This is a genomic window from Amycolatopsis sp. MJM2582 (assembly GCF_000754115.1).
In the GTDB taxonomy this organism is placed as follows: domain Bacteria; phylum Actinomycetota; class Actinomycetes; order Mycobacteriales; family Pseudonocardiaceae; genus Amycolatopsis; species Amycolatopsis japonica.
The window spans coordinates 183233-201183 of record NZ_JPLW01000004.1 but is presented as its reverse complement, the minus strand read 5'-3'; the positions used below and the strand labels follow the sequence as shown (position 1 = coordinate 201183).

Annotated in this window: 18 protein-coding genes; 9 read left to right on the top strand and 9 right to left on the bottom strand. The window is 70.0% G+C overall.

Annotated features, from left to right (window positions below):
* Positions 1-46: 46 nt before the first annotated feature.
* The 4 genes from ED92_RS26260 to ED92_RS26245 form a co-directional block, all read right to left on the bottom strand.
* On the bottom strand, positions 47-709 hold the full coding sequence (locus tag ED92_RS26260) for a response regulator transcription factor (protein ID WP_037342964.1): 663 nt from the start codon (positions 707-709) through the stop codon (positions 47-49).
* Entirely contained in the window at positions 706-2097 is a 1392-nt protein-coding gene (locus ED92_RS26255) for a cell wall metabolism sensor histidine kinase WalK (RefSeq protein ID WP_037342962.1), read from the bottom strand. Before ED92_RS26255 ends, ED92_RS26260 begins: the two co-directional genes overlap by 4 nt.
* 9 nt (positions 2098-2106) lie before the next feature.
* On the bottom strand, positions 2107-2367 hold the full coding sequence (locus tag ED92_RS26250) for a hypothetical protein (protein WP_037342960.1): 261 nt from the start codon (positions 2365-2367) through the stop codon (positions 2107-2109).
* A gap of 73 nt (positions 2368-2440) precedes the next feature.
* A complete protein-coding gene (locus tag ED92_RS26245; RefSeq protein WP_037342959.1) occupies positions 2441-3259 on the bottom strand; it encodes an NAD(P)H-binding protein in 819 nt (272 codons plus the stop codon).
* Positions 3260-3395: 136 nt separating this feature from the next.
* On the opposite strand from ED92_RS26245, the gene ED92_RS26240 reads away from it, so the two are divergent.
* The 6 genes from ED92_RS26240 (at position 3396) to ED92_RS26215 (ending at position 7751) form a co-directional block, all read left to right on the top strand.
* A complete protein-coding gene (locus ED92_RS26240) occupies positions 3396-4541 on the top strand; it encodes a CaiB/BaiF CoA-transferase family protein (protein ID WP_037342958.1) in 1146 nt (381 codons plus the stop codon).
* A 58-nt stretch (positions 4542-4599) separates the two neighbouring features.
* Positions 4600-5763, top strand: coding sequence for an FAD-dependent monooxygenase (locus ED92_RS26235; protein ID WP_037342957.1), 1164 nt, complete (start codon positions 4600-4602; stop codon positions 5761-5763).
* A 156-nt stretch (positions 5764-5919) separates the two neighbouring features.
* Positions 5920-6501 carry an RNA polymerase sigma factor gene (locus ED92_RS26230; RefSeq protein ID WP_037342956.1) on the top strand — a complete coding sequence of 194 codons (582 nt, stop codon included), beginning with the start codon at positions 5920-5922 and terminating at the stop codon, positions 6499-6501.
* Complete coding sequence (locus ED92_RS26225; protein ID WP_037342954.1) at positions 6492-7058, top strand: hypothetical protein; 567 nt, start codon at positions 6492-6494, stop codon at positions 7056-7058. The genes ED92_RS26230 and ED92_RS26225 overlap by 10 nt, the downstream gene beginning before the upstream one ends.
* Positions 7048-7449 carry an Asp23/Gls24 family envelope stress response protein gene (locus tag ED92_RS26220; RefSeq protein WP_037342953.1) on the top strand — a complete coding sequence of 134 codons (402 nt, stop codon included), beginning with the start codon at positions 7048-7050 and terminating at the stop codon, positions 7447-7449. The genes ED92_RS26225 and ED92_RS26220 overlap by 11 nt, the downstream gene beginning before the upstream one ends.
* Positions 7446-7751, top strand: a complete 306-nt coding sequence (locus ED92_RS26215) for a hypothetical protein (RefSeq protein ID WP_037342951.1) — start codon at positions 7446-7448, stop codon at positions 7749-7751. The genes ED92_RS26220 and ED92_RS26215 overlap by 4 nt, the downstream gene beginning before the upstream one ends.
* A gap of 59 nt (positions 7752-7810) precedes the next feature.
* Here the strand turns inward: ED92_RS26215 and ED92_RS26210 are convergent, their stop codons facing one another.
* Positions 7811-8488, bottom strand: a complete 678-nt coding sequence (locus ED92_RS26210; RefSeq protein WP_037342949.1) for a fasciclin domain-containing protein — start codon at positions 8486-8488, stop codon at positions 7811-7813.
* 88 nt (positions 8489-8576) lie between these two features.
* Entirely contained in the window at positions 8577-10127 is a 1551-nt protein-coding gene (locus ED92_RS26205; protein WP_037342946.1) for a molybdopterin-dependent oxidoreductase, read from the bottom strand.
* A gap of 166 nt (positions 10128-10293) precedes the next feature.
* On the opposite strand from ED92_RS26205, the gene argG reads away from it, so the two are divergent.
* Positions 10294-11742 carry an argininosuccinate synthase gene (argG, locus tag ED92_RS26200; protein WP_037342945.1) on the top strand — a complete coding sequence of 483 codons (1449 nt, stop codon included), beginning with the start codon at positions 10294-10296 and terminating at the stop codon, positions 11740-11742.
* Between the two features lie 67 nt (positions 11743-11809).
* Here the strand turns inward: argG and ED92_RS26195 are convergent, their stop codons facing one another.
* Together ED92_RS26195 and ED92_RS26190 are read right to left on the bottom strand one after the other, a co-directional pair.
* Positions 11810-13066 carry an SON protein gene (locus tag ED92_RS26195; RefSeq protein ID WP_235213371.1) on the bottom strand — a complete coding sequence of 419 codons (1257 nt, stop codon included), beginning with the start codon at positions 13064-13066 and terminating at the stop codon, positions 11810-11812.
* Positions 13067-13184: 118 nt separating this feature from the next.
* Complete coding sequence (locus ED92_RS26190; protein ID WP_037342942.1) at positions 13185-14369, bottom strand: sorbosone dehydrogenase family protein; 1185 nt, start codon at positions 14367-14369, stop codon at positions 13185-13187.
* A gap of 326 nt (positions 14370-14695) precedes the next feature.
* On the opposite strand from ED92_RS26190, the gene ED92_RS26185 reads away from it, so the two are divergent.
* Positions 14696-15853: a thioester domain-containing protein gene (locus ED92_RS26185; RefSeq protein WP_037342941.1), complete on the top strand. Its 1158-nt coding sequence runs from the start codon at positions 14696-14698 to the stop codon at positions 15851-15853.
* Between the two features lie 54 nt (positions 15854-15907).
* Here the strand turns inward: ED92_RS26185 and ED92_RS26180 are convergent, their stop codons facing one another.
* Positions 15908-16651: a helix-turn-helix transcriptional regulator gene (locus ED92_RS26180; RefSeq protein ID WP_037342939.1), complete on the bottom strand. Its 744-nt coding sequence runs from the start codon at positions 16649-16651 to the stop codon at positions 15908-15910.
* Between the two features lie 54 nt (positions 16652-16705).
* Here ED92_RS26180 and ED92_RS26175 point away from each other — a divergent pair, with 54 nt between their 5' ends.
* The gene (locus ED92_RS26175) at positions 16706-17902 is read left to right on the top strand and encodes an MFS transporter (RefSeq protein WP_037342938.1); all 1197 of its coding nucleotides are present in this window, start codon (positions 16706-16708) and stop codon (positions 17900-17902) included.
* Positions 17903-17951: the final 49 nt, after the last annotated feature.

Genomic DNA, 17951 nt, shown 5'->3' with positions numbered 1-17951 from the left:
CGCCCGAGAAAGAGACCGTCGTGAGATCGCGATGAGAACAGTCTCATCAGGACTCACCGAGCCGGTAGCCCATCCCCCGCACGGTTTCGATCCGCTCGGCGCCGATCTTCCCGCGCAGGTAACGGATGTAGACGTCCACCACGTTCGAGCCCGGATCGAAATCGAAACCCCAGACCCCGCCGAGCAGTTGCTCGCGGGACAGCACCTGGCCGCGGTTGCGCAGCAACGTCTCCAGCAGCGCGAACTCGCGGGCGGTGAGGTCCTTCTCCTCCCCCGCCACCGAAACCCGCCGTGTGCGCAGGTCGAGGGCGAGGTCCCCGGCCCGCAGCACAGCCGGCTCGGCTTCGGGATTTCCCCGTAGCCGCAACCGGATCCGCGCCAGCAGTTCCTCGAAGGCGAACGGTTTCGCGAGATAGTCGTCGGCACCGCCGGACAGCCCGGCGACCCGGTCGACGACGCTGTCTCGCGCGGTCAGGATGATCACCGGCACCGTGCGGCCCGCCGCGCGCAGCGCCCGCAGCAGATCCGAGCCGTCGAGGTCCGGGAGACCGAGATCGAGGACCACGAGGTCGTGCGCGCCGGTCAACGCCTCGGTCAGCCCTTCGGACCCGGTCTTGACCCAGCGGGTCGCGAAACCCTGCGCCCGCAGGCCTTTCTCGACGAAGGCACCGATCCTGGCGGAATCCTCCACCACGAGCACGCTGGTCACCGGTCCGCACCTTCCGCGACGGGGATCTCCATGGTGAACGTCGCTCCTTCGCCGGGCACGGTGTCGAGCAGCACCCGGCCACCGTGCGCTTCGGCGATCGCGGCGACGATCGCCAGGCCGAGCCCGGCTCCGTCGTCGCCGCTGGAATTGCTGCCGCGTTTGAACCGTTCGAAGATCCGGCTCCTCGAATCCGGCGGGACACCCTCGCCGGTGTCACGGACCCAGAGCCGCGCCGTCGTCGCCGTCACCTCGGAGCCGAGGGCGATCTCGTCGCCGGGTGCGGTGTGCCGGACCGCGTTGGAGACCAGCTGCAGCAGCGCCTGCGCGAGCCGTTGCCCGTCCGCGCGGACCTTCACCTCGGCCACCGCGTCGAGCCGCCAGACACGGTCGGCCAGCGGACGGGATTTGGCCAGGGTTTCGACGGTGAGATCGGCGAGGTCGGTCTCACCGGGCGCGAGGAAGCCGGGGTCGCCGGATTTGGCGAGCACCAGCAGATCGTCCACGATCCGTTGCATCCGCCCGAGTTCGTCGAGGACCAGCCGTCGCGTCGCCGCGTTCTCCTCGGGATCTTCGCCCATCAGCTCGATATGGCCACGGACGATCGTGATCGGCGTGCGCAGTTCGTGCCCGGCGTCGTCGATGAAGTCACGCTGCCCGGCGAAGGCGCTTTCGAGCCGGTCCAGCATCGTGTTGAAGGTGCGGCCGAGCGCGGCGACGTCATCCGAGCCCCGGACCTCGATCCGGCGGGAAAGATCGGTCTCGCCGATCTGCTCGGCGGCCAGGCGCACCTCCCGGACCGGCGCGAGGATGCGGCCGGCGACCAGCCAGCCGATCAGCCCGGCCAGTACCAGCGCCGCCCCCGACATCGCGGCCATCACGCCGACGACGTCGTTGATCTCGCCCGCGGCATGGTCGACGAACTCGACGATCACCAGCGCGCCGCGGCCCGGCGAGCCCTCGATGGTCACCGGGACGACGCCGTAGCGCGCGGATCCGACCGCGGTGGTGACCGTGCCGTACGCCGGGCTCGTGGCCCTGGAGAGTTCGGCGACGAATTTCGGGTCCGTGTCGAGGCGGACCGGCGGCTCGATCGCGCTCCGCCTCGACGCGGCACCGTCGCTGATCGAGAAGAACGTCTCGTACTTCTCGGGCAGATTCCGTTCCAAGTGGCGGCCGAGGACCGCTTCGACGGTGGCGGGCTGCCCGGCCGGACGGGCATCCGGAGACGCCAGGAAGGCTCGAAGTTTGCCGGTCTCGTGCGCGATCTCGTTGTCGAGGCGCTGGTCCAGCTGGTTGTGCAGGACGGTCCGGGTCGCCAGCAGCGAACCGGCGAGCGCGAGCAGCACGACCAGCAGGACCCACGCGAGGATCCGGGCGCGGGCGCTCATCGGCCCCGCTCAGTCGTCGAGGTCGAAGTGGTCATCGGCGTCATCAGGGTCATCATCGACGTCGTCGTCGTGCCCGGCCAGCCGGGGCGGGACGACGGCGGGCGGGGCGCCCGCCTCCCCCGGTCCGGAGACGGCCCGGCCCGCGGGGGCGACCACGGCGGGGCCGAGATCGGGCGGCGAGACCGCGGTGGCCGCGATGACGGCGAACGTGCCGGTGGCCGCCACCACGACGGCGGCGACCCCGGTCAGGACGATGATTCGGACTCGCATACCCCCAGGCTGCCCGGACCGGGTGAGCCGCCGATGAGGGCTCGATGAGAACTTTCTCATCGAGCCCTCCCGCTCATTTGAACGCCGCCGCGTTCCGCGCCGCCCATTCGGCGAACGTGCGTCCCGGCCGGCCGAGCACCTTTTCGACGTCGGGGCTGACCCGCAGTTCGTCCTCCGTGGGCGCGCCGAGGATCGAGAGCGTGGCCTCCACGACCACCGGTGGCATGAACTCCGACATCGCGGCGCGGGCCTCGTCCTCGCTCAGTTCGGTGAACCGCACCGGCTCGCCCAGCGCCTCGCCGAGGTCGGCCGCCTGCCGCCGGGGCGAGATCGGTTCGGGTCCGGTGAGCACGTAGGTCCGGCCGTGGTGGCCGGGTTCGCGCAGCACGGCCGCCGCGACGTCGGCGATGTCCGCCGGGTCGATGACGGGCAAGGCGACGTCGCCGAACGGGGCGGCGACCACCCGGTCGGCCCGGACCGACGGTGCCCATTGGAAGGCGTTCGACGCGAAACCACCCGGACGCAGCACCGTCCACTCCGGACTCGACGCCTTGACCGCCTCTTCGAACGCGGGCGCGTGCCGTCCGGACCCGACTCCTTGGGAGGACAGGAGCACGATCCCCGCTCCCCCGGCCGCCGCGACGATTTCCGCGACGTCGCCGCCCGCCGCCATGAATTCCCCCGAGGTCAGCAGGAAAATCCGATCCGCGCCGTCGAAGACCTGCTTCAATCCGTCGGACCTCGTGAGGTCGGCCTGCACTGTCCGCACGCCGTCGGGCACGTCCGCCGCCGAGATCCGGCGAGACACCGCCGTCACCTCTTCTCCCGACGTGGCAAGGGTTTCCACCAGCAGCCGTCCCACGTTCCCGGTCGCTCCGGTCACCACGATCATGGTCTCTCCTCGAATCACGTTGCGTTGACGCGACCGAAGCTACCTTCCTGGGGATAGTAGGTACCTAGAGGAAAGCATTGGATTCGTGAGCGCGATCACAACTTCGAGGACGGCAGCGGCCACTTAGGGTCGGGCCATGTCCGAAACCGCACTCGGCCCGCTTCGCGTCCTCGACTTCTCGCGGGTGCTCGCCGGCCCGTTCGCCACCATGCTGCTGGCCGACCTCGGCGCGACGGTGATCAAGGTCGAGCGGCCGGGCACGGGCGACGACACCCGCAGCTGGGGCCCGCCCTACGACGCGGCCGGGCAGGCGACGTACTTCCAGTCGGTGAACCGGAACAAGACGAGTGTGGCGCTGGACCTCGGGAATCCGGACGACCTCGCCCAGGCCCGCGCGCTCGCGCTGGAGGCCGACGTCGTGGTCGAGAACTTCCGGCCGGGCGTGATGGAGCGCCTCGGCCTCGGCCCGGAGGTGCTGCTGGCGGCGAACCCCGGCCTCGTCCTCTGCTCCGTCACGGGTTTCGGCTCGGGCGGCGGCGCCGCGCTGCCCGGTTACGACCTGCTCATCCAGGCCGTCGGCGGGCTGATGAGCATCACCGGCGACCCGGCGGGTGAACCGCAGAAGGTCGGCGTCGCGCTCGTCGACGTCCTGGCGGGGCTGTTCGCGAGCGTCGGCATCCTCGCCGCCCTGCGCCACCGCGACCGCACCGGACAGGGACAGCGCGTCGAGATCGACCTGCTGTCCAGCCTGCTCGCCGCCCTGGTCAACCAGGGCAGCGCCTACACCTCCGGCGGGACGGTCCCGGCGCGGATGGGCAACCGGCATCCCAGCATCGCCCCGTACGAACTCGTCCCCTGCGCCGATCACGAACTCGCGCTCGCCGTCGGCAACGACCGGCAGTTCGCGGCGCTGTGCGAGGTCATCGGCCTGCCGGAACTCGCGGAGGACAGCCGGTTCGCGACCAATCCGGCGCGGGTCGCGCACCGGACTGGGCTCCGCGCGCTCCTCGAAGACCATTTCGGCAAACGTCCCGCGGCCGAGTGGGCGGCGGAGCTGAGCGCGGCGGGCGTTCCCGCCGGGGAGGTCAACGACGTCGCGGGCGCGTTCGCGCTGGCCGAACGGCTCGGCCTGAACCCGACGGTCGATCTGCCGCGACCCGACGGCACCTCCGTGCGGCTGACCCGCAACCCGATCGGGCTGTCGGCGACACCCCCGCGCTACGAGACGGCGCCGCCGGAAGCCCCTGGGCAACTCACCCTTCCGCTCCCCGGCTGGAGCTGACGAGGAGCGGTCAGCGGACTGTCAGCGCTTCGTCAACGCCGGCCGTGAAGCTCCTGCCATGACGAACAAGACAGTCCTCATCTCCGGCGCCAGCATCGCCGGTCCCGCGCTCGCCTTCTGGCTCTCCCGCCAGGGCTACGCGGTCACCGTCGTCGAACGGTCGCGGGAACTCCGCAGCGGTGGCCAGGCGGTCGATTTCAAGGGCGCCACCCACCGCGCCGTCCTCGAGCAGATGGGCATCCTCGGCGAGATCGAGCGGCAGCAGACCGGCGGGCTCGACCAGACCATCGTCGATGCCGAGGGGCGGCCGCTCGCCGTCCTGCCCGGTGAGTTCACCGGCGGCGACGTCGAGATCCGGCGCGGCGATCTGGCCCGGATCCTGTACGACCGGACCTCGGCGGACTGCGAGTACGTCTTCGGCGACTCGATCACTTCGCTGACCGAGACCCCCGACGGCGTCGACGTCACCTTCGAGCGCGAAGCCCCGAGGCGGTTCGACCTCGTCTTCGGCGCCGACGGCATTCACTCGACCGTGCGACGGCTGGCGTTCGGCCCGGAAGCCGACTACGTGCAGCACCTCGGCCACTACTACGCCCTGGTCGAGACCGGCGAAACCGACGGCGGCCCGGCCGTGATGTACAACGAGCCCGGCCGCATGGCCGCCACCGGCGGACCCAAGGCGACCGCCTTCTTCGTGTTCGCCTCCCCGGAAATCAGTTACGACCGATACGACACCGGACGGCAGAAGGAGATCCTGACCACCGCGTTCGAGGGCGGTGGCTGGCGGCTGCCCGAGCTGATGGAGATGGTGCAGCGCGCGGACGACGTCTACCTGGACTCGATCGCCCGGGTGACGATGGACGGCTACTCCACCGGCCGCGTCGCGCTGCTCGGCGACGCGGCGTACGGCAACACGCTGGGCGGCTTCGGCACCGGGCTCGCCGTGGTGGCCGCGTACGTCATCGCGGGCGAACTCGCCGCGGCGGACGGTGACCACGAACTCGCCTTCCGCCGGTACGACGAGAAGTTCCGTGGTTACGCCAAGATCGCCCGCAACGCCAACGCCGGGCCGTTCCTCGCGCCGCCGACCCCGCTGCGGATCAAACTGCGCGACCAGATGTTCAAGCGCCGGTTCCTGCTGCGCGGGATGCTGTGGGTGACCGACAGGTTCGCCACCGACATCACCCTCGACGAGTACCCCGCACTCGCCCGGCAGGGCTGACCACCCGGCTTCGGCGTGCGCGATCCGCCGTGCCGTGGTCGGCTGGATCGGGTTTCCCGCGTGACGTTTCCGGGGAAGCGGTGTCTTGAAGGGTGACCACCTGTCCGGGTGGGGTGAAGGGAGCTTCGGCATGACGGCGCTGCACAGGTGCGCTCGATGACGACTTCGGCGAGAACAGAGCCGCTCGCGGCCGGCGAAACGGTGCTGGACGACGCGACGCTGGTGGCGCGCGCCCGCGACGGCGAGATCCGCGCGTACGAGCAGCTCGTCCTGCGGTTCCAGGGGCCGATGTACCGGCTGGCGCTGCGGATGCTGGGGAACAAGGGCGACGCCGAAGACGTCGTCCAGGAGGTGTTCCTCATCGCCTGGCGGCGGCTCGACCAGCTGCAGGAGGACGCGGCGTTCGTCGGCTGGCTCTACCGGATGACGACCAACCGGTGCCTGAACGTGATCCGCGCCAGGAAGCCGGTGGCCGACGTCGAGCTGGACCAGCAGGAGTCCACCGGTTCGGCGGGCCGTCCGGATCGCGCGGCCGAGACGAGCGCGCAGATGACGGCGCTCACCGGGGCGCTGGACCAGCTGACCGCCGAGCAACGGGCCTGCTGGCTGTTGCGGGAGGTCCACGGTCGCTCCTACGAGGAGATCGCGAAGGCGATCGGGGCGACCACCACCGCGGTGCGCGGACGCATCGCGCGAGCACGAGCACAGTTGGCGGAGGTGATGGCGCCATGGCGATGAACCACGCGACCCGCGACTACCTGCTGCCGTGCGGCCGTGATGTGGAACAGGTCTGGGAACGGCTCGACGAGGTCGACGCCGGCCGGGCGGACGCGCACGAACTCGACTGCCCGCACTGCCGGGCGACCCGCGAAAGCCTGCTGGTGCTGCGCGGGCTGACCAGGGAACTGGCCGACGACGACGCCGAGCCGTCGCCGGATCTCACCGGCCGCATCATGTCCGCGATCCGCGCCGAGGTGCGGCGTCGCGATCTGGTGCCGCTGGCGAGCCCGGAGCCGGGCGAGGTCCAGGTGAGCGATCAGGCGGTGGCGGCCGTGCTGCGGTTCGCTGCGGACTCCGTCGACGGCGTCCGCGCGCGGCGCTGCCGGGTCCTGCCCGCACCGGACATCGCCGACCCGCTGGCCGTGAACGTGGAGCTGAGCCTGGCGATCGCGCATGATTTCGAGGGTGACTCGCTGGACGTCGTCCGTGAGCGGGTCACCGCGGCGGCGGGTGCCAGGGTCGGCGTCCGCCTGGCCCGGCTCGATCTGGTGGTGGAGGACCTCTATGACGCGTGAGCAGGCCACGGCCCGGCAACTGGTCGAGACGGTGATCGCCCCGCCGGTGATCGCGGCGGTCGCCGCGCACGCCGCGGCCCGGGTCCCCGGCGTGGTACGCCTGGAACCCGGGCTGCGCGGGCTGGCCGGTTCGCTGACCAGGATCGCTCGGCAGCGGATCAAGGGCCTCGAACCGGCGCCCACGGAAGGGGTCCGCGCGTTCGTCGAGCACGACCCGCCGGACGTCCGGGTGGAGATCGACCTTTCGCTCTCCGGCCTGGACCAGGCCGCCGCGACCGCGCAGGCGGTGCAGCGGGCCGTGGGCAAGGCGGTCACCGAGGCGACCGGGCTCACCCCGTCCGCCGTCTCGGTGTCCATTTTGGACATCGAAATCCGTGGAGGACTGTTGTGACCGCACGTTCCGAACTGACCGCTTCGCTGCTCAGCGCCCTCCGCGAGATACCGGGGCTGCGCGCGGCCACGCCGTCGACCACGGCCGCCGCGTCGGCGGTGCCGTGGGATCTCGACGTGATGGCCGTCGACATCTCCGAGAACGTCGTCGAGATCCGCGTGGTCGCGCTGGAGGTGCCGATCCCGCCGCTCACGGAGGTCGCCGGGGCCACGTTGCGTGCTGTGCTGGCCGGAACCCCTTGGGAGAACGCGAGTCTGCGGCTCGTGGTGACCGATGTGGACGCCGCCGCGCTCGTTCCCTGAAACGCGGATCGCGGTGGCCGTGCCGTGAGGCATGGCCACCGCGATCGCGGGGTGGGGACCTAGTTCTTGTTGGTGCCCGGGGTCAGTACCTTGTCGATGACGAAGACGGTGGCGTTCTTGGTGGGGATGTTGCCGCACAGGATCTTCGCGCCGTTGACGGTCATGTTCTCGCCGGAGCCCTCGATCTTGACCGGGCCGCCCGCGGTGTTCAGGCTCTCCACGGACTTGGCGGACTCCAGGCCCTTGGCGTCGTAACGCTTGCCGACGACGTGGTACTGCAGGATCGGCGCCAGCTGGTCCGGCTTGCCGGCGAGTTCGGTGAACTTGGCCTCGCCCAAGGCTTCGAAGGCCGGGTCCGCCGGAGCGAACACGGTGATGGCCTGCTGGCTGTTGAGCGTGTCCACCAGGTTGGTGGCCTTCACCGCGGCGACCAGCTTGGTCAGCAGCGGGTTGGTCGAGGCGGCACTGGCGACCGGCTGCGGGCCCATCGAGTCCAGCGAACCCGGCGCACTGCCCTGCGGCAGCTGCGAACAGGCCGGGCCGAACACGTCGGCGTTGGTGGTGACGCCGTCACCGGAAGCGGCGCTGGACATCGGGGCCGACATCGACGAGGACGGGGCGGGCGCGGGGGCGCTGCTGGAGCTGCCGGACGAAGCGCTGTCGTTGCTGCTGCAGGCGGCCAGGGCCAGCGCGGTGACCGCGGTGAAACCGATTCCTGCGACGCGAAGCTTGCTCACGGAAAATCACTCCATTTGTTTTTCGGACTCTTACCGGGTATTCGGAACCACGGTGAAATCGGATTGCCACCCATTCGAGTGACGCCGATCACCGTGCGGTGAAACTGATGACATGCCAGCCGGTCGCCCCGTCGGGGACGGTTCCGGCGCGCGCGTCGGTCTGGGTGTAACCGGATTTGTCGACAGCCCGGACGGTGACCTGATGGCTGCCCGCCGGAACATCGAATTCGGTCCACCACATCCGCCAGGTGTTCAGCCCAACCTCACGGGAAAGCGTTGCGGGCAGCCAGCTTCCGTTCGCGCCGAGCCGGACTTCGACCCGCTCGATCCCGGTGTGCTGCGCCCAGGCGACACCCGAGACCCGGACCTTGCCGGCGGGTACTGTTTCGAAACCTTTCGGACTGTCGATCCTGGATTGCGTTTTGATCGGGGCCTGTTCACCCCAGCCGCGATCGAGCCAGTACGCGCGCCGCGCTTTCCACGTGGTGATCTCCAGGTCCTTGACCCATTTCGTCGCCGAAACGTAGCCATAGAGACCGGGGATGACCATGCGCGCGGGAAAACCGTGTTCCACCGGCAGCGGTTCCCCGTTCATCCCGATCGCGAGCATCGCGCCCCGCTCCGGATCGAGCGCGGCGACGACCGGGCTGCCCGCGGTCCAGCCGTCGACGCTGGTGGAGAAGATCTGCTCGGCACCGGGCAGGATCCCGGCCTCCCGCAGCAGGTCCCCGAGGTCCACGCCGATGAAATTCGCCGTGGACACGTACGTCCCACCAACCTCGTTGGACACGCAGGTCATGGTGATCGTGCGTTCGATCAGCGGCCGGTCGCGGATGTCGTCGTAGCTGAACCGTTTCTCCTCACGCACCATGCCGTGCAGCCGGAGACTCCAGTCCTCGGCCCGGACCTGCGGCACCGACAGCGCCGTGTCGACGCGGTAGAAGTCGCGGTTCGAGGTGAGGAACGTCGGCGTGCCGAGTTTCGCGAAATCCGCGTCGGCCGGAATGGGCGGCGCCGGCTCGGCGGGAACGAGCCGCCCGACGGCCGTCCGCGAAGACTCCGCGTCTCGCGTGCCTGCGAGGAGCTGACCTCCGGCCCCCGCCGCCCCTGCGGCCACGACGGCACCCGCTCCGGCCAGCAACACCGACCTGCGTGATGCGCCCGCGACCTCGGTCTGGGGAGTGGCCGAGGCCAGGCGATGCAGCCAGAGGAAGACGCCCACCCCGGCGATCAGGCTGGCCAGCGGCGCGAGCAGCGCGACCGGCGAGAGGTCGGGCCGCAGCGCCACGGCGAGCCCGCCCAGCAGGCCGAAGGCGGCGATCAGCACGATGCCTGGAACGGGTGACCGGCGCGAGGCGATTCCGGCCACGGCGGCGGCGAGCACCATCACCACGGCCATCCCGCCGAGCAGCACGAGCTTGTCGTAGACGCCGAACGTGCGGACCGCGAAATCCTTCAACCCGACCGGCGTCAGATCGATCGCCCCGTTGCCGACCGCGAGGTACGGCGAGGCGTTGGCGCTGATGAACCCGGCCACCAGATGGCCGGCCGCCAAGGCCGCGGCGAGGGCCACGACCCCGATGAGCGCCGCCCCGAAGAAGGGAAGGCGTGGTTGCCGAGCGGCCCGCGAAGTCTCCATGCCGGGTATTCGAGGCGGCCGGGCCCGCGGACAGGTCGCCTGGGTCGTGAGTGGCGATTCGGGTTAGAACCCGAATCGCCACTCACGACCCAGGCGACCACCCACCCGAGTTGCGCCGCTCACCCCGGCTTGCATGGTCATACACTCCTATGCATATACTTCCATCATGTCCAAGGTACTCACCTCTCTGCCTGTCGGCGAACGCGTCGGGATCGCCTTCTCCGGCGGCCTCGACACCTCGGTAGCGGTCGCGTGGATGCGCGAGAAGGGTGCAGTGCCGTGCACCTACACCGCTGACATCGGCCAATACGACGAGCCCGACATCGCGTCGGTCCCCGGCCGGGCGAAGGCCTACGGCGCCGAGATCGCGCGCGCCGTCGACTGCAAGGCCGCGCTGGTCGAGGAAGGTCTCGCGGCGCTGTCCTGCGGCGCCTTCCACATCCGCAACGGCGGCCGCACCTACTTCAACACGACCCCGCTCGGCCGCGCGGTCACCGGCACCCTGCTGGTGCGCGCGATGCTCGAGGACGACGTCCAGATCTGGGGCGACGGCTCCACCTTCAAGGGCAACGACATCGAGCGGTTCTACCGCTACGGCCTGCTCGCGAACCCGTCCCTGCGGATCTACAAGCCGTGGCTGGACGCCGCGTTCGTCAGCGAGCTCGGCGGCCGCAAGGAGATGTCCGAGTGGCTGCAGGCCCACGGCCTGCCCTACCGGGACAGCACTGAGAAGGCCTACTCCACCGACGCGAACATCTGGGGCGCGACGCACGAGGCCAAGTCGTTGGAGCACCTCGACACCGGCATCGAGATCGTGAACCCGATCATGGGCGTCCGGTTCTGGGACCCCGAGGTCGAGATCGCGGCCGAAGACGTCACGATCGGCTTCGAGCAGGGCCGCCCGGTGACGATCAACGGCAAGGAGTTCGCCACCGCGGTCGACCTGGTCCTGGAGGCCAACGCCATCGGCGGACGGCACGGGCTCGGCATGTCCGACCAGATCGAGAACCGGATCATCGAGGCCAAGAGCCGCGGTATCTACGAGGCGCCGGGCATGGCGCTGCTGCACGCGGCGTACGAGCGGCTCGTCAACGCGATCCACAACGAGGACACCCTCGCCAGCTACCACAACGAGGGCCGCCGCCTCGGCAGGCTGATGTACGAAGGCCGCTGGCTGGACCCGCAGGCGATGATGCTGCGCGAGTCGCTGCAGCGGTGGGTCGGCGCGGCCGTCACCGGCGAGGTCACCCTGCGGCTGCGTCGCGGCGAGGACTACTCGATCCTCGACACCACCGGCCCGTTCTTCAGCTACCACCCGGACAAGCTGTCCATGGAGCGCACCGAGGACTCGGCGTTCGGCCCGGTGGACCGGATCGGCCAGCTCACCATGCGGAACCTCGACATCGCGGACTCGCGCGCCAAGCTCGAGCAGTACGCCGGGCTCGGCATGGTCGGCGGCGGGCACCCGACGCTGATCGGCGCCGCGCAGGCCGCGTCTACCGGCCTGATCGGGGCGATGGACGCGGGCGGCGCGCAGGCGATCGCCTCGCGCGGCAAGGCCTCGGGCGAGGACGAACTGCTCGACCACGCCGCGATCGAATCCGGTACGGACTGACCCGAACAGACGGGACGCGAAAGCGCCGGGCGCGCGGCATCGAAGCCGTTCGCCCGGCGCTGTTTCTTTATTTGCCGCCCAGCTGGGACCGCCGCTGTCCCAGCTCGTCCACGAGCCGGGTGATCTCGACCTGCCCGATCGCTTCGGCCAGCACGGAAACCGAGGCGATGCTCTCGATCTGGTACTGAACCGGAACGCCGCCCGACGCCCGCGACCGCGCTTCCGCGTCCGCCTTCTTCTCCGCCTCGACGGCCGAGAAGACACCGCCGGCCCCGCCGTTGACGCAGCTGATCGAGCCGGAGCCGTTCATCGGCAGCGTGGCCGTGTTCCGGCAACTGCCCGCCGAGCGGCCGCCGATGGTGACGTTCGCGGTCATCGTGGCGTTGACCTGACCGGTGACCTTCCCGCCGCTCGCCGAAGCGGAACTCGAGACGTTCGCGGTCACCGTGCAGCCCGAGGCACTGCACGCGACCGTCGCCGCGCCGTCCATGTCGAACCGCACACCGGTATTGACGGCGCCGGTCAGCTTCTTGGTGTTCGACGTCAGTTCTTCGTAGACGGCGTCGGTCTCCTGCGGCGACAAGGCGTCCACATCGGAGTCACCAAGACCGGCACCCGACGGCGGCTGTGGCCGCGAACCCGCGCCGGGCAGGGAAGGCATGCCGCCGGGCATCTTCACGGAGTACCGGAGAAGCCGGTGCGGCGCTTCCTTCGACACGTACAGGTCGCCGGCGGGCGTGCTCGCCTTGAGCGCCGGGACGTCCCGGATACTCGGGCCCTCGGTGATCTCGTCCGCCCGCTCCAGCGCCTCGCGCAACCGGGTCGCGAGTTTCTCCGGGGACTCGAACTGCTGCAGGACCGGGCCGAACAGCTCGTCCTCACCGGTGATCCACCGGTCCTTGAGCTCCTCGGCCGAGTCCGTGGACGCCCCGGGCAGCATCCCGTCGGGTGCTTTGAAGAACACCTTCCCGCCGACGACGAGGATCTCGATCTTCTTGCCCTGGAAGGACATCGTGCCGGACGTCTCGCCGTACGCCGTGGTCTTGACGTCCGTCTCGATCATCCCGCCGACCGCGGAGGTGCTGTTCCGGACGGCGGGCGCCGAGGAAAGCCCGGCCAGTGCCTGCTCGAAGGGTTCACGGCCGGCGTTCGAGGGCCACAGCAACCAGGTCGTCAGACCCGCGAGGAGCACCACCACCAGCCCGGCGATCCCGGCGAACAGCGGCCACCGGGGTTTCCGGGCGGGCGGCGCCGGTACCGGTTGCGGGACCCAGCCCTGCGGCGGCGGCCACTGCGCGCCTCCGGGTGGGAATGATTGCTCCACGTCGCCCTCCATCACTGAATTCATCGAACGAACCCAAGCTAGGGAGGAAGGATGAAAACTTGATGAAACACGATCAGGTCCCCTGCCGCGCCGGGCGGACGCGGCAGGGGAAGCCGGTTCAGCCCTTGCGCGCGAACGAGATCCGGTGCAGCCCGCCCGGCGTCTCGTCGGCCAGGTACAGCTCGCCGTTCTGATCGGTGCCGAACGTGGTGGCGTCGAGCGGGAACTGGCCGATCTTGGCGCTCTCATAAGTGCCGTCGGCCTTCTTGCGGACGGCCCAGGCCGTTCCCTGGCAGAAGTCGGTGGCGAGATAGGTCCCGCCCACCAGCGAGGCGTACTTCCGGCCGCGGTAGACGTGCCCGCCGATCACCGCGCAGCCCTCCGCGCCGGAGATGTAGTGGAAGACCGGTTCGGTGTAGGTCACGCCGTCCTTGCACCGCGTCTCGTCGAAGACGACCGGCCCCTCCTTGCAGGACCAGCCGAAGTTCGCGCCGCCCTTGCCCTTGGCGAGGTGGTCGACCTCCTCGAAGCGGCCCTGGCCGACGTCGCCGATCCACAGCGAGCCGTCGGCCGGGTCGAAGGAGAACCGCCAGGGATTGCGCAGCCCGTACGACCAGATCTCCGCCCGCGCGCCCGCGACGCCGACGAACGGGTTGCCCGGCGGCACGCAGTACTTCAGCGGACGGCACGCGCGGTTGACGTCGACGCGCAGGATCTTGCCCAGCAGCGTGTCCAGCCGCTGCCCGCTGGCCAGCGGGTCGCCGCCTCCGCCGCCGTCGCCGATCCCCCAGTACAGGTAGCCGTCCGGGCCGAACGCCAGCTGGCCGCCGTTGTGGTTGGGGAACTCGGCGTGCGGCTGCGTGATCAGCTCGGTGAGCTCCCCGGTGTCGAACCGGACGCGGGACAACGTCACCGCGCTGTCGGACTTGCGGGTGTACGCGACGTAGGCGCGCCGGTCCTTGGCGATCGCGAGCCCGAGCAGTCCGCGTTCGACGTCCGCGCCGTTCACCTTGTCGCTGATGTCGAGGACCGGTTTGGCGGCGAGTCCGGTCTTGGGGTGGTAAGCCCGGACGACCCCTCGCTTCTCCACGATGAGGATCCGGCCGCTCCCGTCGTCGAGCGCCGTGATCGCGGTCGGGTTCACCAGCCCGGACGCGACCTTGGTCGCCGTGGCGGTCAGCTCGCCGAGCGGAACACCCCGCGCTTCCTGGGTCTCCGCGCTGCTCGCGGCCGGGAGCAGTGCCCCGGCCACGGTGAGCCCGGCCACCAGGGACAACCCCCGGCGGAGGTGCCGTCGCGTCATGAAGGACTCCAATCGCCAGTGAATGGTCTGGTCCAATTCAACAGCGGTCGGCGGAGCGGCGGTACCTCCATCCGCGAGGTTTTCGTTGGTTTCTTTCCCTCGAATCCCGTCATCTACCCGCCCAAGATCATTCTCTTGGCGTTCACCCTTCTTTCGGGGCAATCCGGACATCGGCCATACCCCTGAGTAGCCACATGTATGACCTCTGTATGCTCCGCTCTCGCTCGATGGGATTGTTCATCCCCCGTTCGGGCGAGCCGTTGCGGTCGGGGCCTGTGGTCGCACGCGGCGCTGGCATTCGTGGTCCGTATCCGGATGGGAGACACATGCACGGCAGGTCAGTTCTGGTTCGCGGCGGGATCGCGGTGGCCACCGCGGCCGTCGCGCTGACGATGGCCGCTCCGGCCGCCCTCGCCGACGACGGCGCGGCGCGCGGCCGGGTCGACGGTGACGCCGGCACCGGCGGTTTCAAGGTGAACTTCGAAGGCGGGAAGCACGCCGACACGGTGCTGTTCACGCTGAAGCTGTCGGACGGCAGCAAGCTCAAGATGTACTGCGTGCAGGTCGAGGTCGGCATGCGCACCGATCAGGACATGATCGAGCGCCCGTGGAACAAGTACCCGGACACCGCCTCGCCGTTCAACAAGAACAACGAGAAGATCAACTGGGTGCTGCACCACGGCTACCCGGCGGCCTCGGCGAAGGCTCTCGAAGCCACGCTGGGCAAGAGCGACGTCAAGCTCAACGGCGGCCTTTCCGTCAAGGAGGCCATCACCGCGACCCAGGCCGCGGTCTGGCACTTCAGTGACGGCAAGGACCTGAAGCGCGCGGAGCCGATTTCGGGCGCGGCCGCGGAAGACTCCGCCGACGTGCTGGCCGTCTACGACTACCTCGTCGGCAAGGACAACGTCGGCATCGGCCAGCAGCCGAAGCCGACCCTCGACATCGGCCCGGCCAAGGCCTCGGGCGCGACCGGTTCCCGGATCGGTCCGTTCAGCATCGCCACCAGCGGTGACATCACCGAGCTGACGAGCAAGCTGCCCGAGGGCGTCAAGGTCACCGACGCCGACGGCAAGGAGATCAAGGCCGCCGACGTCAAGGACGGCACCAAGGTCTACGTCGACGTCCCCAAGGACGCCAAGGACGGCAACGGCACGTTCGCGCTGAAGGTCAGCGGCCACCTCGACACCGGCCGCCTGTTCGTCAGCGAGAACTACGCGAAGGTGCCCGCCCAGTCCCTGATCGTGGCGGAGTCCGAGAAGACCTCGGTCGTCGCGAACGCGACCGCGACCTGGAAGCAGGGTGGCGCCCCCGCCACCGAGACCCCGGCGCCCACCACCCCCGGTGGCGCCGAGTCGGGTGGCGGCAACGAGCTGGCCAACACCGGTGCCTCCGCGACCATGCCGCTGGTCATCGGTGGCGCGCTCCTCGGCGCGGGTGTGCTGATGGTGCTGCTGGTGCGCCGTCGCCGTAGCGAGGCGTAAGAAGCGAACGAAGAAGCGGGGCCGGTCCATTGTGGACCGGCCCCGCTTTCGCGTTCACCGGTCGTAGTGCGTGCCCGGCGTGTGCCCGAAGGCGCGGCGGAAGACGTCGATGAACGCGCTCGTGGACGCCCAGCCGCAGGCATGCGCCACCGCGGTCACCGGAGTGTCCTCGGCCAGGAGGACCAAAGCACGGTAGAGCCGCAACTGCGTGCGCCACTGCGGGAACGTCATGCCGAGATCGGCCTTGAAGAGCCTGGCCAGCGTTCGGTCACTGGCCCCGACCAGGGCGCCGAGGGCGGCCAGTGTCCGGTTGTCGGCCGGATCGGCGCTGAGGATCTCGCACAGTGCGCGCAGCCGCGGGTCGTCCGGCGTCGGCAGGTGCAAGGGTTGCTGCGGCGAGGCGCGCAGCTGATCGAGCAGGACCGCGCGCAGCCGGCGGCGTTCCGGGGTGTCCTCGCGCGGCGGATCCGTGTACGCGCGGATGAGTTCGCGCAGGAGCGGGCCGACGGCCAGCACGCTCGGTTCGTTCAGCCGCAACGGGTTCACCGTGGCGGGCAGGCCGACCAGCCGGAGTTCGAGGTCGCCGTGCGCCTGGTGGGCGTGCACGGTCCCGGCGGGCACCCAGATCGCCCTGGTGGCCGGCGCGACCCAGGAACCCTTGTCGGTCGTGATGGCCAGGACGCCACGGGCCGCGTAGACGACTTGATGCTCGTCGTGGCGATGCGCGTCGACGATCGTGCCGGAGGCCAGGGACCGGACCTGGGTCGGCGCCGCGGGCAGGTGGCGGATTTCCGTCATCGTTTGTCATTTTATCGGAAGCGCGACACCGGTGCCCGCGACGAGCATGATGGGATGCCGAAGATCAAAGCGATCGCCCTGCTCTCGGCCGGGCACGCGTGTGTGGATGTGTATCAGGGTTCGGTCGCCGCGCTGGTGCCGTTCTTCGCGGCCGAACGCGCCTACGGATACGCGGCGGTGTCGGGAATCGTGCTCGCCGCGTCGCTGCTTTCGTCGGTGGCGCAGCCGTTGTTCGGCGCGCTGACCGACCGCTGGGCGATGCCGTGGCTGCTGCCGTCGGCCACCCTCCTCGGTGGCCTCGGGATCGGGCTCGGCGGGCTGGTCGACTCGTACGCGCTGACGCTCGCTTTCGTCGCCCTGTCGGGAATCGGCGTGGCCGCTTACCATCCCGAGGCCGCACGGGTCGCGAGGATCGCGAGCGGCGGAGGGCATACGGCCATGGGCTGGTTCTCCCTCGGCGGGAACGTCGGATTCGCCGCCGCACCCGTCCTCGTCGCCGCGGTCATGGCGCTGGGCGGGCTCCGGATGTCACCACTGCTCGTCGTTCCCGCGCTGGCGGGATCCGTGCTCTGCCTTCCCGTGCTGCGCGCCCTCACGCGGAAGGCCGGCAGCGGCGGCTCGCGATCGGACGCCACCGGCGTCGACGACTGGAGGTCGTTCGCGAAACTGTCGGCGGCGGTCGTCTTCCGCTCGATCGTGTTCGTCGGGCTGAGCACGTTCGTCTCCCTCTACGCCCAGCAGCGGACCGGCGGCGGCACGACGACGGGCACCACCGCCCTGTTCCTGCTCTATGTCGGCGGCGCCGTGGGCACCCTGCTGGGAAGCAGGCTGGCCGGACGCCGGGGCCGGGTCACCGTGATCCGGTGGTCGTATCTGGCCACCGTCGGCACGGTCGCGGGAGTCGTGTTCGTGCCGGGCCCGGCCTTCTTCGCCTTCGTCCTGCTGGCCGCGGTGAGCCTGTACATCCCGTTCTCACTCCAGATCACCCTCTCCCAGGATTACCTCCCCACGCGGGTCGGCACCGCCAGCGGCGTCACGCTCGGCCTGACGGTCAGCATCGGCGGGCTCGCGAGTCCTGTCATCGGAACGGTCGCCGACCACACCTCTCTGCAAACCGGCCTACTGCCGCTAATCGCGCTTCCCGCCTTATGCTGGTTCGCGACCCGCTCATTGACGGAGCCGGACGCGCCGACGGGCGCGCAAGAGCAGGATGCGCCCGATGGCGTGAAACTCATCGACAAGGGAATCTGAATCCAGGACGGGAAAACAGCCGTCCACTATGGACTCATGCGGATATTCG

Excerpts from the sequence above, each read along its gene's own strand:
- ED92_RS26255 (WP_037342962.1), bottom strand. The coding sequence starts at position 2,097 with ATGAGCGCCCGCGCCCGGATCCTCGCGTGGGTCCTGCTGGTCGTGCTG.
- ED92_RS26250 (WP_037342960.1), bottom strand. The coding sequence starts at position 2,367 with ATGCGAGTCCGAATCATCGTCCTGACCGGGGTCGCCGCCGTCGTGGTG.
- ED92_RS26245 (WP_037342959.1), bottom strand. The coding sequence starts at position 3,259 with ATGATCGTGGTGACCGGAGCGACCGGGAACGTGGGACGGCTGCTGGTG.
- ED92_RS26240 (WP_037342958.1), top strand. The coding sequence starts at position 3,396 with ATGTCCGAAACCGCACTCGGCCCGCTTCGCGTCCTCGACTTCTCGCGG.
- ED92_RS26235 (WP_037342957.1), top strand. The coding sequence starts at position 4,600 with ATGACGAACAAGACAGTCCTCATCTCCGGCGCCAGCATCGCCGGTCCC.
- ED92_RS26230 (WP_037342956.1), top strand. The coding sequence starts at position 5,920 with ATGACGACTTCGGCGAGAACAGAGCCGCTCGCGGCCGGCGAAACGGTG.
- ED92_RS26225 (WP_037342954.1), top strand. The coding sequence starts at position 6,492 with ATGGCGATGAACCACGCGACCCGCGACTACCTGCTGCCGTGCGGCCGT.
- ED92_RS26220 (WP_037342953.1), top strand. The coding sequence starts at position 7,048 with ATGACGCGTGAGCAGGCCACGGCCCGGCAACTGGTCGAGACGGTGATC.
- ED92_RS26205 (WP_037342946.1), bottom strand. The coding sequence starts at position 10,127 with ATGGAGACTTCGCGGGCCGCTCGGCAACCACGCCTTCCCTTCTTCGGG.
- argG (WP_037342945.1), top strand. The coding sequence starts at position 10,294 with ATGTCCAAGGTACTCACCTCTCTGCCTGTCGGCGAACGCGTCGGGATC.
- ED92_RS26190 (WP_037342942.1), bottom strand. The coding sequence starts at position 14,369 with ATGACGCGACGGCACCTCCGCCGGGGGTTGTCCCTGGTGGCCGGGCTC.
- ED92_RS26185 (WP_037342941.1), top strand. The coding sequence starts at position 14,696 with ATGCACGGCAGGTCAGTTCTGGTTCGCGGCGGGATCGCGGTGGCCACC.
- ED92_RS26180 (WP_037342939.1), bottom strand. The coding sequence starts at position 16,651 with ATGACGGAAATCCGCCACCTGCCCGCGGCGCCGACCCAGGTCCGGTCC.
- ED92_RS26175 (WP_037342938.1), top strand. The coding sequence starts at position 16,706 with ATGCCGAAGATCAAAGCGATCGCCCTGCTCTCGGCCGGGCACGCGTGT.